This window comes from Shewanella sp. 1180_01 (genome assembly GCF_052850535.1).
The window spans coordinates 1-15,028 of record NZ_VXCT01000059.1 but is presented as its reverse complement, the minus strand read 5'-3'; the positions used below and the strand labels follow the sequence as shown (position 1 = coordinate 15,028).

General features: G+C 47.8%; 12 protein-coding genes. 9 read left to right on the top strand and 3 right to left on the bottom strand.

From position 1 onward, the window contains the following. Positions 1 to 83 precede the first annotated feature (83 nt). Positions 84 to 914, bottom strand: coding sequence for a sortase-associated OmpA-like protein PdsO (pdsO, locus tag FW758_RS20865; protein WP_446446400.1), 831 nt, complete (start codon positions 912 to 914; stop codon positions 84 to 86). Positions 915 to 1,172: 258 nt separating this feature from the next. Here pdsO and pdsR point away from each other — a divergent pair, with 258 nt between their 5' ends. From pdsR to FW758_RS20850, 3 genes are all read left to right on the top strand, one after another. Then, entirely contained in the window at positions 1,173 to 1,865 is a 693-nt protein-coding gene (pdsR, locus tag FW758_RS20860) for a proteobacterial dedicated sortase system response regulator (protein WP_006081337.1), read from the top strand. Between the two features lie 74 nt (positions 1,866 to 1,939). Beyond that, positions 1,940 to 4,099: a proteobacterial dedicated sortase system histidine kinase gene (gene pdsS / locus FW758_RS20855; RefSeq protein ID WP_446446399.1), complete on the top strand. Its 2,160-nt coding sequence runs from the start codon at positions 1,940 to 1,942 to the stop codon at positions 4,097 to 4,099. A 257-nt stretch (positions 4,100 to 4,356) separates the two neighbouring features. Further along, positions 4,357 to 5,556, top strand: a complete 1,200-nt coding sequence (locus tag FW758_RS20850; protein ID WP_446446398.1) for a cystathionine beta-lyase — start codon at positions 4,357 to 4,359, stop codon at positions 5,554 to 5,556. Between the two features lie 171 nt (positions 5,557 to 5,727). On the opposite strand, the gene FW758_RS20845 is transcribed toward FW758_RS20850, so the two are convergent. Both FW758_RS20845 and yegD read right to left on the bottom strand, forming a co-directional pair. After that, on the bottom strand, positions 5,728 to 6,216 hold the full coding sequence (locus FW758_RS20845; protein ID WP_106650302.1) for a CreA family protein: 489 nt from the start codon (positions 6,214 to 6,216) through the stop codon (positions 5,728 to 5,730). 45 nt (positions 6,217 to 6,261) lie between these two features. Next, the gene (gene yegD / locus FW758_RS20840) at positions 6,262 to 7,722 is read right to left on the bottom strand and encodes a molecular chaperone (RefSeq protein WP_446446397.1); all 1,461 of its coding nucleotides are present in this window, start codon (positions 7,720 to 7,722) and stop codon (positions 6,262 to 6,264) included. 375 nt (positions 7,723 to 8,097) lie between these two features. Between yegD and ppk1 the strand changes: the two genes are divergently transcribed. The 6 genes from ppk1 to atcC all read left to right on the top strand — a co-directional run bounded on the left by ppk1 (position 8,098) and on the right by atcC (position 14,769). Beyond that, a complete protein-coding gene (gene ppk1 / locus FW758_RS20835; RefSeq protein WP_446446396.1) occupies positions 8,098 to 10,269 on the top strand; it encodes a polyphosphate kinase 1 in 2,172 nt (723 codons plus the stop codon). Between the two features lie 41 nt (positions 10,270 to 10,310). Further along, complete coding sequence (ppx, locus tag FW758_RS20830) at positions 10,311 to 11,873, top strand: exopolyphosphatase (protein WP_446446395.1); 1,563 nt, start codon at positions 10,311 to 10,313, stop codon at positions 11,871 to 11,873. Positions 11,874 to 12,267: 394 nt separating this feature from the next. After that, positions 12,268 to 12,552 carry a cold adaptation protein ActJcold adaptation protein ActJ gene (gene atcJ, locus FW758_RS20825; protein ID WP_006081330.1) on the top strand — a complete coding sequence of 95 codons (285 nt, stop codon included), beginning with the start codon at positions 12,268 to 12,270 and terminating at the stop codon, positions 12,550 to 12,552. 23 nt (positions 12,553 to 12,575) lie between these two features. After that, a complete protein-coding gene (gene atcA / locus FW758_RS20820; protein ID WP_115015148.1) occupies positions 12,576 to 13,103 on the top strand; it encodes a cold adaptation protein AtcA in 528 nt (175 codons plus the stop codon). Next, a complete protein-coding gene (gene atcB / locus FW758_RS20815) occupies positions 13,103 to 13,861 on the top strand; it encodes a cold adaptation protein AtcB (RefSeq protein WP_446446394.1) in 759 nt (252 codons plus the stop codon). The genes atcA and atcB overlap by 1 nt, the downstream gene beginning before the upstream one ends. A gap of 11 nt (positions 13,862 to 13,872) precedes the next feature. After that, positions 13,873 to 14,769, top strand: coding sequence for a cold adaptation protein AtcC (atcC, locus tag FW758_RS20810; RefSeq protein WP_446446393.1), 897 nt, complete (start codon positions 13,873 to 13,875; stop codon positions 14,767 to 14,769). The last annotated feature ends 259 nt before the right edge of the window (positions 14,770 to 15,028 follow it).

The following is a 15,028-nucleotide window of genomic DNA, read 5'->3' as shown; positions in this document are numbered from 1 at the left end:
CTTCCTTCTTTCTATTAACTAATATGGACTGACGTTCGCAGTCGTTAAAATGAATGTTCTAAATTGACGGCTAACATCGACCGCTATTGCGTCGTGCGCGTTGCCATCAAGGTTGAATGAGGCTGTAAGGTCAAGGTCACACGGCGATCGAACACATCCGATTCCCTGTCCTGCTCCGCTTGCAGTGGCGATAAAGCGCCAAAGGCTTGGGTTGTCATGCGTTCAGCGGCGACGCCCTGCTTAATCAGGTAGCCACGGACTTCCAGTAAACGTTGCTCAGAAAGGGCTTGGTTGTAACTCACATTACCCCGACGATCGGCATAGCCTTTCAATTCCAAATTAAGCTCAGGCGACAGATTCATCACCTCGGCCACATCATCTAATTGGGGCAAAAAATGCGATTCGACCTCAGAGGAACCAGTGCGAAACTGCACGTTTAGCCCTAGGGCGAGCTCACTGAGTAATTGACGTTGCGCGGATAGCAATTCATCAAGCTCTTGCTGCGCCTTGGCATATTCGCTGGCGCGTTTTTCGGCGGCTTGTTGCTTTACACTCAACTCGGATAATTGCGACTCTTGCAGGCTGATCTGTCTTTGCTGAACGTGCAGCGTGTCTGTGTCGCTAACCGACTTACCAATCAAGGTGCCAGTGAACGCGCCAATAATGGCCCCCACTGGGCCACCGACTAACGCGCCCACTAATGCACCACCACCGAGGCCAATTAAGGCTTCTGGCTGTTCGTCCTCATTGGCGTATTCGCCATCCATCGCCATACCGCTGGCATCGACATCATTATCTAAGCTGCGCTCCTGTCCTTGAGCTTGGTTTTGCAGTGAAACCCGCGCCGACACACTGGCGACTGGCGCGCTTAATAAACTCAAAACCAACAAATTAATTAGTGTCTTTTTCATCATCTCATTCCTTTTTGATTATTAGCTGAGCTTGCACTCGAACCTGAACAACAAGTTCAAAACCCCATGAGGTCAAAACGGGTGCAAAACTGAATGCGGCTATTAAACACAAGTGGAATGGCATGAGCAGGGATGGAAAATGGCAATGCAACTATCAATTGTGGCAACAAAATGGCAATTGCATTCGTGGCCTTTTATCTCAGGTAAAATCCTGTATAGTCACGAAAACTTACTCCCCCAAGTCAATAGGAATATGGCTCTATGAAGCGTATCGCCATAGTGGAAGATGAAGCGGCCATTCGCGAGAATTACAAGGACGTGCTGCAACAACACGGTTACAGCGTGCAAACCTATGCCGACAGACCATCGGCCATGTTAGCCTTTAATACTCGTTTACCGGATTTAGCCATTATCGACATCGGCTTAGGCAATGAAATTGACGGCGGCTTTATGCTGTGTCAGTCATTGCGCGCAATGTCGAGCACGCTGCCGATCATCTTTTTGACCGCCCGTGACAGTGACTTTGATACTGTTTGTGGCCTGCGTTTAGGCGCCGATGATTACTTGAGTAAAGAAGTGAGTTTCCCCCATTTAACTGCGCGCTTAGCGGCCTTGTTTCGCCGCTCCGAGCTTGCGGCCAGCCAAACGGCGCAGGAAAACCTGCTTGAGCGAGGTCCGCTGACGATTGATGCTAACCGCATGCAAGTCTATTGGAACCAGTTGCCGATTGAGCTTACCGTCACCGAATTTTGGATGGTGCACGCGTTAGCCAAACACCCGGGCCATGTGCGCAGTCGCCATGAATTAATGCAAGAGGCGAAGATTTTTGTCGATGACAGCACGATCACTTCCCATGTGAAACGCATTCGCAAGAAGTTCATCGCCACCGCACCTGAGTTTGACTGTATCGATACGGTTTATGGCATGGGTTATCGCTGGGACAGCTTAGCCTGAACTCTCGCGATACCTTGATGCACGTAACCTTGAACCAATACACTTTTGATCCCATTGATGCTGATCCCTAACTTATGACACGTTTCCCCTTTGGTCTACGCACTAAAGTCATCGGCCTTAGCCTGTTTTTGCTCTGCCTACCTTGGCTGGGGTATCAATATGTGTGGGAGATGGAAAAGTATCTTCGCCACGGTCAAGAACGCACCTTAGAAGGCACCACTCAGGCACTGGCCACCGCTCTGCACGAACGGCCGAAATTATTCGATGGACAAGCGAGCTTTTTAAAGCAAGTGGAAAAGAGTCGCGATTTGTACGCCTATCAACTCAATGGGGCGATTCTGCTCGACGGTAAACTCAACGAATGGGAAGAGTATCAGCACAGATTTATCCAGTACGGTGAGGCGCATCAGATCATGCGCGCCGATCCCAACGCGCCGCTGACCTTAAGCTTTACCCACATGGTCGGCCAGTATGATGGTTATCTGTATGCCTTCTTTCAAGTGACTGACCCAACTGTGGTGCTACGTGGCAAAAATGCCTTAAGTGTCGATAGAAACGATCATCTCTCGATTGCGACACTCGCGCCCGACAATAAATTCAAACGCTATATCGTTGCCACCACGCAACCCGGTTGGATCAGCGCCTTCGAGTTACCTGCCAATCCTAAGCAAACCGTGCCCGTCAAACCTGAAGTGCGCATCCAAGGACAATGGGCGACCACAGATGTGGGCTACAATGTCGAGCTGCGTATTCCCTTAGACATGGTCGGCAGCAAACTCGGTTTTGCCATTTCCGATGTTAACGACAGCAAAAACCGCGATGTGGCAGCCGTAGTCGGCACCTCGGCCTTAGATACGGTCGATAATCTCGGCACTGTGTTGGTGCCATCGCCAGAAATTGAAAACATTATCAAAGGTATGAGCCACTATAGCTCACGCATTTGGGTGGTCGATAAGCACGGCCGCGTACTGGCAAAATCGGGCGATATTCGAGCCAATGACAGCGTGTGGACCCGCACCTTAGAAGATGAAAAGAGCACCACGCTGTGGGAAACCTTCAAGCGCGATTACTTGCATCCGCTGTACTATAAAATCCTCACTAAGCCGCCCAAAGACTTTATCGACTCCTTGCAAGACTCCACCGAGCTTGATGGCAGTCATATCCAAAAAGCACTAGCTGGTCAGCAAAGTTCAACTTGGCGCTTAACCCCAGACAATAAAGCTGTGGTACTTGCCGCCGCCAGCCCTATTTGGATTGATAACAATGTGATGGGCGCCGTTGTTGCCGAAGAAACCACCCACGGGATCCGTACCCTGCGTAACCGCGCGCTGGAAAAACTCTTTAACGTGATTTTGACCATTATGAGCATGGGCACTTTGGCATTGTTCTTCTTCGCTTCGAGCATTTCTAACCGTATCCGTAAACTGCGCGATGAAGCTGAAAATGCCATCGACAGCCAAGGCCGCGTACGTAATCACCTCAAACCGTCTAAAGCACGGGATGAAATTGGCGATCTGTCCCGCAGTTTTTCCAGCATTGTCGGGCGGCTTGGTCAATACACCCATTATCTAGAAAACATGTCGTCGCGCCTGTCCCATGAACTGCGCACGCCCGTGGCGGTTGTACGTTCATCCCTTGAGCATTTAAACCTGCAAACCTTAAATAAAGACACGCAGAAATATGTCGACCGCGCTCAAGAAGGTGTCAGCCGCTTAAGTATGATTTTAAATAACATGAGCGAAGCAACGCGCTTAGAGCAGAGTTTAACGCAGGCCGATATCACTAAATTCCCACTCTCCCAAGTGGTCAGTGGTTGTATGCAAGGTTATCAAATGACCTATCCAGAACAAGGCTTTAGCGTAAAAGTGCCCGAGCAACCTTTGATGATGCAAGGTGTACCGGAATATATCGCCCAATTGATGGACAAACTTATCGCTAACGCGATTGAGTTCTGCGATAAAGGCAGCGCCATCGAAGTCACGCTCACCCAAGTCGGTAAGCAAGCGACATTGCTTATCAGCAACCTAGGGCCTGAATTGCCTGTTGATATGTCGGAGCAGATTTTCGATTCCATGGTGTCGGTGCGGATAAATCAAGCCCAAGACAAACCTCATCTCGGTTTAGGTCTGTATATCGCAAGATTGGTCGCCGAGTTCCACCAAGGACAAATCCTCGCCCGCAATCGCAGTGAGCATAATGGCGTCGATATCCTAGTAACCTTGCCATTAAGCTAAGAATCACGCAGCCTTTGAGCTAAAGTCACACTGCCTTTAAATTATGAGTCACGTTGCCTTTGAGGCTCGGCATCATAATCTAAAGACCGAAGGGACAGGCGCCAATAACATGAGTCAAACTCATCATCGCGCCTCCTGTCATTTCAGCGCGCAGATGCTAAGATGACCGCCATAACAATAGATTAGATATCTCCAATGGTTCTTCTCCAACATTGTTCAACCTATTCGTTCAACCTAAATGCCAAGGTAATGATCCAATGACAGATAAACATCATCAAGCCACCCAAATCGTCAGCTTAGGTCGAGACAAAAAATGGACCAAAGGCGTGATCAATCCGCCCGTTTTTCGAGCTTCGACTATCGTCTTCGAAACCATGGATGAAATGCGCCACGCCGCGAAAAATAAAACCAACGGCGAGATGTTTTATGGCCGCCGTGGCACCCCGACCCATTTTTCGTTTCAAGCGGCGATTGCTGAATTAGAAGGCGGCGTCGGTACAGCGCTGTATCCCTCTGGCGCGGCGGCGATCAGTGCGGCGTTATTGTCATTTTTAAAAGCCGGCGATCACCTGTTGATGGTCGATAGCGTGTATGAGCCAACGCGGGATCTATGTACCCATATTCTCGGCGGTTTTGGTATCGAAACCACTTACTACAATCCGCTGATTGGCGCGGGCATTCGCGACCTTATTCGCCCAAATACTAAAGTGTTGTTTTTAGAGTCTCCAGGCTCTATCACCATGGAAGTGCAAGATGTGCCGACCTTGTGCCGCATCGCCCACGAACACGGGCTGATTACTATGCTGGACAACACTTGGGCTTCACCCATCAATAGCAAGCCCTTTGAAATGGGTGTGGATATTTCGATTCAAGCGGCGACCAAATACATTGTCGGTCACTCGGATGTGATGATAGGGACGGCTACGGCCAACGAAAAATACTGGCCACAATTGCGTGAGCACAGCTATTTGATGGGACAAACCACCTCCCCTGATGATGTGTACCTTGCCGCCCGTGGTCTACGTACCTTAGGCGTGCGTATGGCGCAGCATGAAAAAAATGCCCTGCAAGTGGCCAACTGGTTAAAAACCCGAGCAGAAGTCGATCATCTGCGTCACCCCGCGTTTGATAGCTGCCCCGGCCATGAGTTCTTTAAACGCGACTTTAGCGCCTCCAACGGCTTGTTCTCCTTTGTATTGAAACAAGGCGATGCCGATGCGGTCACCGCACTGGTTGAGAATATGAGTCACTTTAAGATGGGCTTTTCTTGGGGCGGCTACGAGAGTTTGATCCTCGGCATTTTCGGCATTGATAAAATCCGCTCAGCGACCAAGTGGGATGCGAGCAAACCGTTAATTCGCTTGCATATTGGTTTAGAAGATCCCGCAGATTTAATCGCCGATCTCACTGCAGGGTTTGACCGCTTTAACGCAGTATTGGCGGCCAAAGCTAAATAAAGATACCTATCTTGATAAGATTTAAGCTAACCCGTTAGATGGCGAATAGTAATTGAGTGATGTCATTAGCGGTTAAATGCTGGCGGCATTTAAAAACAAAAGGGACGGAATAAACAATTCCGCCCCTTTTTATTTTTAACACTTACTGCAAAGCTATAAACTCTTCGGCGATTAATTCGCTTTCGTTCCAGCACTCAATGCAGGATCGACCCAAGCCGCAGAGCCATAAAGCGGCACTGTTGAAAGCGCATGCTTATGGCTGCCATTGGTCTCTTTCGTCGAATAGGACAAATACAGCAGAGTCTGGTTCTGCGCATCGTAAATCCGACGCACTTTTAATGACTTAAATAAAATACTCAGGGATTCGGTAAAAATCACTTCGCCATGTTTACCCATGTCTATCTTCGCCAGATCGGCTGCAGTAATTGGCCCAGTTTGACGGCAACTTATGCCCATATCCGATGGATCGGCAAAATCTAAATTGGCTTCGATACGGCTAATATGGCAAGTCACCCCAGGAATTTTAGGATCGTGCTTAGCATCAATAATCACATCCTTAGTGGTAAAAAGCCCTAAGCTCACCTTACCTACATCGTCACCACAACCCGCGAGCAAAAAGCCCACAGTGGCCGCAAATGCACACTTAAACAGAGTTTTCATTCCTACATCCTTTTGCATTAGTGCTTATATGTTAGCGCTTGTATATTAATGCGTAGCAAATAGCTTTTGTGCCCAGCGGGTTAATCCTGCTGTCACAGAGCCAAAGTGATCGCCGACCACGACTGGAATATCGGGATAAATACCCGCGATTTTCGCGTAGATCGCAGGGCTTCGCGCCGTACCACCCGTCACATAAATCACATCGGGTTTGCATTCTGCGGCATTGTCGGCAGAAGTATTCTCATGAGTCAAAGAGCCGTCAGCCGCTAAGGTTTTTGCCGCTTGCGCAAGTGCTTGATGCATCAGGGCTTCTACTTTTGTCAGTGAAGGCTCAATGGCATTTTCAAACACATTACGACTCACACCCGCGTGCAGCGCCGCTTCGATAAAATCGAGATTGATATCTGTATTCTCGGCATCCGACAGGGCAATTTTGGCGCGTTCGGCTTGGCGGACCAACTGATAGCTTAGCTGCTGTTGTTGCACTTTTAACAGTCGGTTGAGCAACTGTGGCTGCTCGGCTTCTTTCACCAATTCATCAATCAGTTTACGGCTGCTTAAGGTACTGAATTCTCGCTGGGCGCTAATATCATTTACCGCTACCGCATTCCAAAAAGCTTTACTGGGCATAGGTTTGCCATTGGTCATTAAAGAGCCTAAACCAAAGTGCGGCATAAAGGCATTCATTGCAAGGGCAATATCAAGATCGTTACCGCCGATACGCTGACCACTATGGCCGAGGAAATCTTCACTGCGATCCGCTTTTTGTTGATGGGCTGGCCCCATTTTGACCACTGAGCAGTCCGTCGTACCGCCGCCCACGTCGACAACCAGCACGGTTTTGTTGTCGGTCAAGGTCGCTTCATAATCCATCCCCGCCGCTAACGGCTCGAACAGAAAATCAACGTCGACGAAACCCGCGCGTTTTGCCGCTAGGGTCAAAATGGCTTCGGCCTGACGGTTACTCTCTTCACCGCCTATGCCTTGAAAGTTCACCGGGCGACCAATAATCGCATGGGTGATAGTTGCCGCAGCGCCTTGTTTGGCAAGCTGCTTTTCCACTAATACAGATTCGGCGCACACTTTAATGTGCTGCATCATCAGGGTAACTATGTCTTCAAATAGGGCCACTTGCTCGGGTCTGAGTCCCGTCGCACCTAAAAAGGATTTTGGCGAACGGACATAGAATCCCTCCTCCGGCATCTCTAAATACGCGCTTACCGCCTGCTCACCGACAAACACGGCCTGAACATCAGCATCGAGATCTAACTCATGGCGCACCATACGGGCACGGCTCAATTGTGCGGCGCGCTTTTTGGCGTAATCGGCTTTTAATTCAATAGGGAGACCACGATAAACCGCCTCGGCGATCAGTTCCCTGTCCATCGCATATAAGGTCGAAGGTAAATAAGCTGATTGCTCTGATAACGCCAATAACTGCACATCATCACCCTGCATGATCCCTACGGCGCAGTTAGCACTACCATAATCAAATCCAACAAACATACCTTTTACTCCCGCGATAAAAAAGCCGAGCAAGATAACATAGTTTGCGATAATGCCCAAGGAGTTAACACTGCAGGTTTTGCCCGCAAACTGGCAGCGAGTATAGCGGGCTCAATGCGTAAAGCGCAGTTGCACGGGCTGCGTTTCAGTCCAATCCAAGATGATCATCTTAAGGTCATATTTCTGTCACACTCGTCATCAAGCTGACATATTTCCCTCGTATCTTTATCCCAGATATATCCCAGACTGATTTTGGCGTGTACGCAGTATTTATCATTGAAATTCCTTCACTTGTCGGCAGTAAATCTGATTGCACAAAGGCGGATGAATGCTATTGTATATTACGCCATGACGCTTGCTTAAAGGAGCTGTGCAGTGTCCCCGAATACCGATAAACTTTCGATTGATAAAGAACTCTCTTGGTTGTCTTTTAATGAGCGGGTATTGCAAGAAGCCTGCGATCCCAATGTTCCCTTAGTGGAGCGAGTGCGCTTTTTAGGGATATTTTCCAATAACATGGATGAGTTTTTTAGAGTACGCGTGGCTGCGGTCAGGCGCTCGATTCTGCTGTCATCCCTGCAGGAAGGTCGCAGTAACAGTCGCCATTTAATGGCCAAAATCCAATCGAAAGTGATGGCATTGCAAGAAAGGTTCGACGGCATATACACGGATTTAATGCGCGAGCTAGTGCGTCGTAATATTTTGTTAATCAATGAGAAACAATTAAGCGAGTTCCACAGCGACTGGCTGAAAAAGCATTTTCGTGATCAATTTAAACGCCATATCGCCCCGCTTATCGTCAATAACAATCGCGATTTGATCAAACAAATCAACGACGACGCCACTTATTTATGCGTGTGTTTGTTCACTAAGGCTCGCCGTCAATACGCCTTAGTCGAAGTGCCCACTAAAAACGTGCCGCGGTTTATCGAACTCCCCGCTGAAAAGAGTAAAGCGAAAAAGTATCTGATTTTATTAGATAACATTATTCGCCACTGCGTGGATGAACTCTTTGGCCCTTTCTTCGAGTACGACGCCATCGAAGTATATTCGATGAAACTAACCCGCGATGCCGATTTTGATATCACCGACGAGCTAGAGCAAACCCAGCTCGAGAAAATGACCAAAGGTCTTAAAAAACGTCTGACCGCCGAGCCAGTTCGCTTAGTGTATGACAAAGAAATGCCTGAGCACATGTTGGTGATGCTTAAAGAAAATCTGAACATCAGCTCGACAGAATGCTTGATCCCAGGCGGGCGCTACCACAGCTTTAAAGACTTTATCGCCTTTCCCAATCCGAGCCGCGACTACCTCGAAAACGAAAAACTGCCGGCGCTCAATAGCGCAGGTTTTGGCCGCAGTGCCAACAGTTTCGATGCCATTCGGATGGGCGATATCATGCTCAATTATCCGTACCATAAGTTTTCCCACTTTACCGAAATGGTGCGCCAAGCGGCCTACGATCCGGCGGTGCGCTTTATTCGAATAAACTTATACCGAGTGGCGAAAAAATCCCATGTAATGCAATCGCTTATCGATGCAGTGAAAAACGGCAAACAAGTCACCGCCGTAATTGAACTGCGGGCAAGATTCGATGAGCAATCCAACATCGAATGGACCCGCATCTTGGCCGAAGCGGGCGTCAAAGTTCACCACGGTATCACCAGTTTAAAAGTGCATTCCAAGTTGTGCTTGATTGGCCGTGAGGAACAAGGGGAAATCAAACTCTATTGTCACGTCGGCTCAGGCAACTTTAACGAAGGCACGGCGCGGGTCTACACCGACTTGTCGCTGTTCACCGCCAATCAAGAGATTGCCCGTGAAGTGGAGCAAGTGTTTGACTTGATTGAGCATCCGTATCGCCGCGATAACTTCCAGCATTTAATCGTGTCGCCCTACGATGCCAGACAAAAACTGAGTCACTTAATTGATAATGAAATCGTTAATGCCCAAAGCCATATGAAGGCGGCGATTACCTTAAAACTAAATAACTTACTCGATGAATCCTTGGTCCAAAAGCTCTATGAGGCTTCAGCCGCTGGAGTCAAAATTAAGTTACTCATTCGCGGTATGTGCTCACTTATTCCGCAAATACCCGGGATCAGCGACAACATCGAAGTCTACAGTATCGTTGACCGGTTTCTCGAACACTCACGGGTGATGCTGTTCCACGCTGGCGGCGAAAACAAACTCTTTATCTGCTCCGCCGACTGGATGAGCCGCAACATAGATAATCGCGTCGAAGTGAGTGTGCCGATTTATGATCTGCGCCTAAAACAAATGATAATGGATATTTTATCCTTACAATTCAATGACAATACTAAAGCGCGGGTCATCAACAAAGAACAAAGTAACCCCTATCGAAATCGGGGTAACAAACGAAAAGTGCGTTCTCAAATTGCCATTTATCAATATCTGATTAATTATGAAAAGCGCCAACTGCAAGAATTTAATGCCTTACGTATGTCCACCCAAGGGGGTGATGCTGAGCGAGAAAGCAACGCTGAGCCAGACATAACGCCCGAGTTACAGGCCAAAGCCAGCTAACGCTGGCTTTATATCGTTTTGATTGCCTAAGGATAATCCGATTGGTAGCCACACATTCGCACACACAGCAACACACATTACTAAAGTCTCAGGCGCCACAAACCAATGCGCCCGCAAATGCTAAATCGCGCCACTTTGTCGCCATCGATATGGGGTCGAACAGTTTTCATCTGGTCATCGCCCGCGAGCAAGATGGCAGTTTGCAGATTTTACATAAAGAAAAACAACAGGTTCAGCTCGCCACTGGGCTCAATGCGCAGAATATTCTCGACAATGACGCCATAGAACGTGGCCTCAATTGTCTGCGGGATTTTAATCAAAGATTTTCCAATCTCGACCAAGCGCAGGTGCGATTAGTGGCCACCCACACCCTCAGAATCGCCAAAAACCGCGATCAATTTATTGAGGCAGCACTCGCCATCATGCCCTATCCGGTGGAAGTGATTTCGGGCCATGAAGAAGCGCGTTTGATTTATAACGGTATTGCCCAAAGCCAAGTGCTTGGAAAAAATAATTTAGTCATCGACATTGGTGGTGGCTCGACCGAAGTCGTGATAGGTAAAAAGAATACCCCGACCCAGTTATCTAGCCTGCGCTGTGGTTGCGTGAGTTTTAACGAGCGTTTCTTTATCGATGGACTCATCACCCCAGCCTCATTTCGTGATGCTCAAAGCGCAGCCGACAAACAGTTCGCCTCGCTCTCCAAGGAATATTTCGCGGGCGGATGGGAGCTGACGTTAGGCAGCTCAGGCACAGTCAAAGCCATCTGCGAAGCGATTCAAGAAGAACACGGCGATGAAACCATCACGCTGCCACAACTCAAACAGCTCAAAATCAAGTTGATCAAATGTGGCCATATTAGCCAAATTCAATTTGCCAATGTCGATGATAAACGCATTCCCTTAGTGCCCGCCGGACTTGCGATTTTAATCAGCTTTTTTAGGCGCTTACCGATACAAAAGCTTGAGTTTAGCCCTGGCGCACTGCGTGAAGGCGTACTCTATGAACTGGCCAAAATTGGCCAGTATCAGGATATTCGCCACCGCACCGTCGACAGTATTGCCCAGCTTTATCATATCGATATGGCCCACGCCGCTAAGGTACGCGACACTGCCATGGCCTTGTTTGAACAGGTCGCCGATGAATGGCAATTAAGGCCCCATGCACGCTTGCTCGCCTATGGCGCAACCTTACATGAGATTGGGCTACACATTAATTCAAAGTCCCTGCACAAGCACGGTGGTTATATCATCAGCAACAGTGACTTACCCGGGTTTAGTGAAGCCTTGCAGCTGGATTTAGCGCGGCTTATCACCAACCACAGAAAAAAGCCCAACGAATTAATGCTCGCCGAACTCGATCCCAACCATAAGCTCACGTTGAATCGCCTGCTCTGCCTGCTGAGACTTGCGGTCTTGCTCAACCTTGGCCGTATCGCCAAGACGCTGACCTTAGATCATATTAAAGTGATCCCCGATGGGCTCATGCTAGTGCTACCAAGCCATAAGCGAAAAATCAGCCTGTTTATGAAGGATTTACAGCGGGAACAGAAGCAAATGCTCACGCTTGGGATGAACCTGCGGTTAGTGTCTAGTCTGACTTAGCTGTTACGGCGTTAACTCTGCCGAACGTGGCAGAGGCGAGTGTGGGTTAGCTCTGTGTGAATGATTTTAGCGAAGGATTCGGTGCTAAAATATTGCCCTGAATCGAGGGTAATTATCTCGCCTAAAAACAAGGTTAATTTAGCTGTCAATCTGGCTTGATAACGGGATTTCAACAGCATAGCGGTTGGCTTAATCCATGCGCCACAACAGATTAAAGTTTAAAGGATTTTTAACCCTTCACTAAAGCACAAATTCCTGCTCGCGCGTTTGCCGCTGAGTGGGGATTTCTGCTATCATCCACGGCTGACTAATCATAATTCCACGAATTTAAAGATAATCAGAGTCAAACCCTTTTTATCTCGCGATATCAGCCCCATCGCCTGCAGGTACAAGTATGATTAACCACTTTAGTGTGCTCGGTATAAAACCCAGTGCCAAAGAAGACGACATTAAAAAAGCCTATCGACGGCTGTCAAACAAATATCATCCCGACAAGTTGTTAGGCGCCTCGGAAGAGGAAAAGCAGCAAGCCGCCGTACAACTTGAACGCGTTAAAAATGCTTATGATGTGTTGTCCGATCCTAAGCGACGAAATGCGTTTATCAAAGATTTCAATAACGTCATAGTGACCGATCCCGCTAGCGCCATGCGCGAGCTGTGGGATCAATTTTATCCTTGAGCGTTTTCTAGAGTAAGTGCCAAATGGTCAAAAAACTGAATATCTCACGCATTAATGAGCTAAAAAATAATGCCTACGACAATATCGAGTCCTACGACGATCCCGATACACCTAAAGCGCTAGAGCAATTTACTAGCCAAATCAAAAAGGTGTTAGAAGCCGATCCTAAGATGCTCGATACTGTGCCTGAGTACCTGCCTGTTGCGCTTTACGGTCGAATTAAGTTTCCCGCCGAAGCCAAACTCAAGTGGGCACATTGGATAAACACGGCAACTCAACCCGAGTGGGATGAGTTTAAAGTCACGATTGGCTTTAACAATGCTGATTTACCTTTAGTGTTAGCTGTGCGTGGTTACTCGGAAACCTTACTGATTGAAAGCTGCGCCGTACTGTATTTACTTGAAACTCAAGGTAAAGCAACGCCAGCAGCAAAACATCACGACGATGAAGATGATGACAACGATTATGTTGGCACCTCAGATAACGACGACGATGATGAAGGCGAAGAGGAAGATGGCTACTACGATCACTACGATGATGAGGACCGCTAATGAACACTAGTCTCATTGAGATTACCGTCGCCGAAATTAAAGAGTTGGCGGACGTAGAGCCAAAACAAGCGAGCAAACGCTTTGAAATCATTGCAAATACCATGAGCGACGATCAATTAGTCGAAGTCATCGAACACATGGATATCGTCACGCTGACCCAAATCAACAGTCACCATGATATCTCTTGCCCTTCGATCATGTCTGAACTCATGACCCCAGAACAAATTCGCGACATCGTCTGTCAGCAACCTTTGTACTGGGAAGAAAAAATTAAAAATAATGCCGAAGAACTGATTCAGCATACCTTTGATTTTTTGACCTATTTAATTCGCATCCAAGATAGCGAAGAAAAGCAAACTGCGATTCTAGAATGTATCGCCGAAGATCCAGCGGGCCTCTTCTACCTGTCGATCCCTTTCATCGAAATGATGTTAGGCGAAAAACATGAAGATGAAGACGGCTACACAGATCTCTACGATGACGAAGAAGACACTGAAACCATCGGCTACGACAGCCGCGTCGCCAGTGAAGATGCACACAGCCTCAGCATAGACGACCCACGCAGCCTAATGGCCTTGATCCACGAGCTCGCGCCCGATGTTGAAAAAGCCATTAAGAGTCTGCTGCGTAACGAAAGCTCAGGTTGGGAAATGATCATCAGCAAGTTTGTTAACGAGCTGGTTATTCAAGCCAAAGAGAAAAACCAAGTGACGGATGAATACGCTGAAGTCGATGATATGTTTAGCTTTTTGGATTAAGGAATTATTTGATGCAACTGGTACTGCGTGATGTAGATCAAGGCCCCTACCTGAGCAAGGTATTGATCCAAGGCAAAGCAGACGAAACGCTGAGCGGTGAACAGCTGTCACAAATCAAATCCAAAGCCATTTTGATGAGCCTCAAACTGGCCGATAAGTTTTACAACAAGTACAAAATGCACCTGCTTGAACAAGCAGCGCACGATGTCATTGGTGTGGTGAGCCTTGGTTTGATGGAATTGTCAAACCAAAACCCGCAGCAGGCGATACGCCTGTTGATCACCGCCGATGGCGTAGTGAAATGCTTTCAAAAAGGCTGGAGCATGCTCAGCACTGTCAGCAAGCATAAACTCGTCAACGGCAAGTCACTGTACGGCGATGTCGATAAGTTCTTGCTAGAACAAGTGTCTAGCCCGCCAGATGCGGAAGAATGGTTAGGCTATGAAGCCTATCAAGATGCCCTGCTTGAACATCAACGCCAACAGTCAATTGCGGCCTTATTGGCACAGTTTTACGCGCAATCGAGCTATGATCCGCTAGATTTTCTCAATCTGGAGAGTGTATTAGCCGAAGCAGTACTGTATCGATTGTTGTTTGATGGCGCCAAAGTCAGACAGGATTTGAAAAAGCGTATCGGCAAAATCACCTTAAAAGAGGAATGGTTTACCCGTGAGCATATCGAATTGGAAACCCAGAAAGCGTTAGCAGAATTACCCGCAGAACTCGCTGAAACCATCAGTAAAGATCTCGGCAAAAACTTTGTCCCCGCCCTACTGCGTACCCTGCACTTTGCGAAAAGCTACCGCGAACTCTTACTCAGCGATGCTTCACCCGAACGTTTAGAAAGATTCGAACACAAGGAAGGTCTCGTCGGCCTCCTCGGCTGGCCACTCTACATAGTACTTTGATCGGTACTTTAATCGGTACTGTGTTCAGTAGGTTAACGAGTACTTGAGTCGCTTAAAAATGAGTGCTTTATTGAAAAATAAAGCACTTTTTTATTGTCTTTTTTTCTCTATGACCAATCCCAACAATCAGTATTTCGGCCTCAGTTTTGAGTGGTTTTAGCGTAGAGCTTGATAACGCTTTGGGAACAGATACGTGTTGGAAAGTAGTGTTTGGGGATCTGTAATTTCAGTTGTTAGCAGTTTAGCGTTTACGGGTATC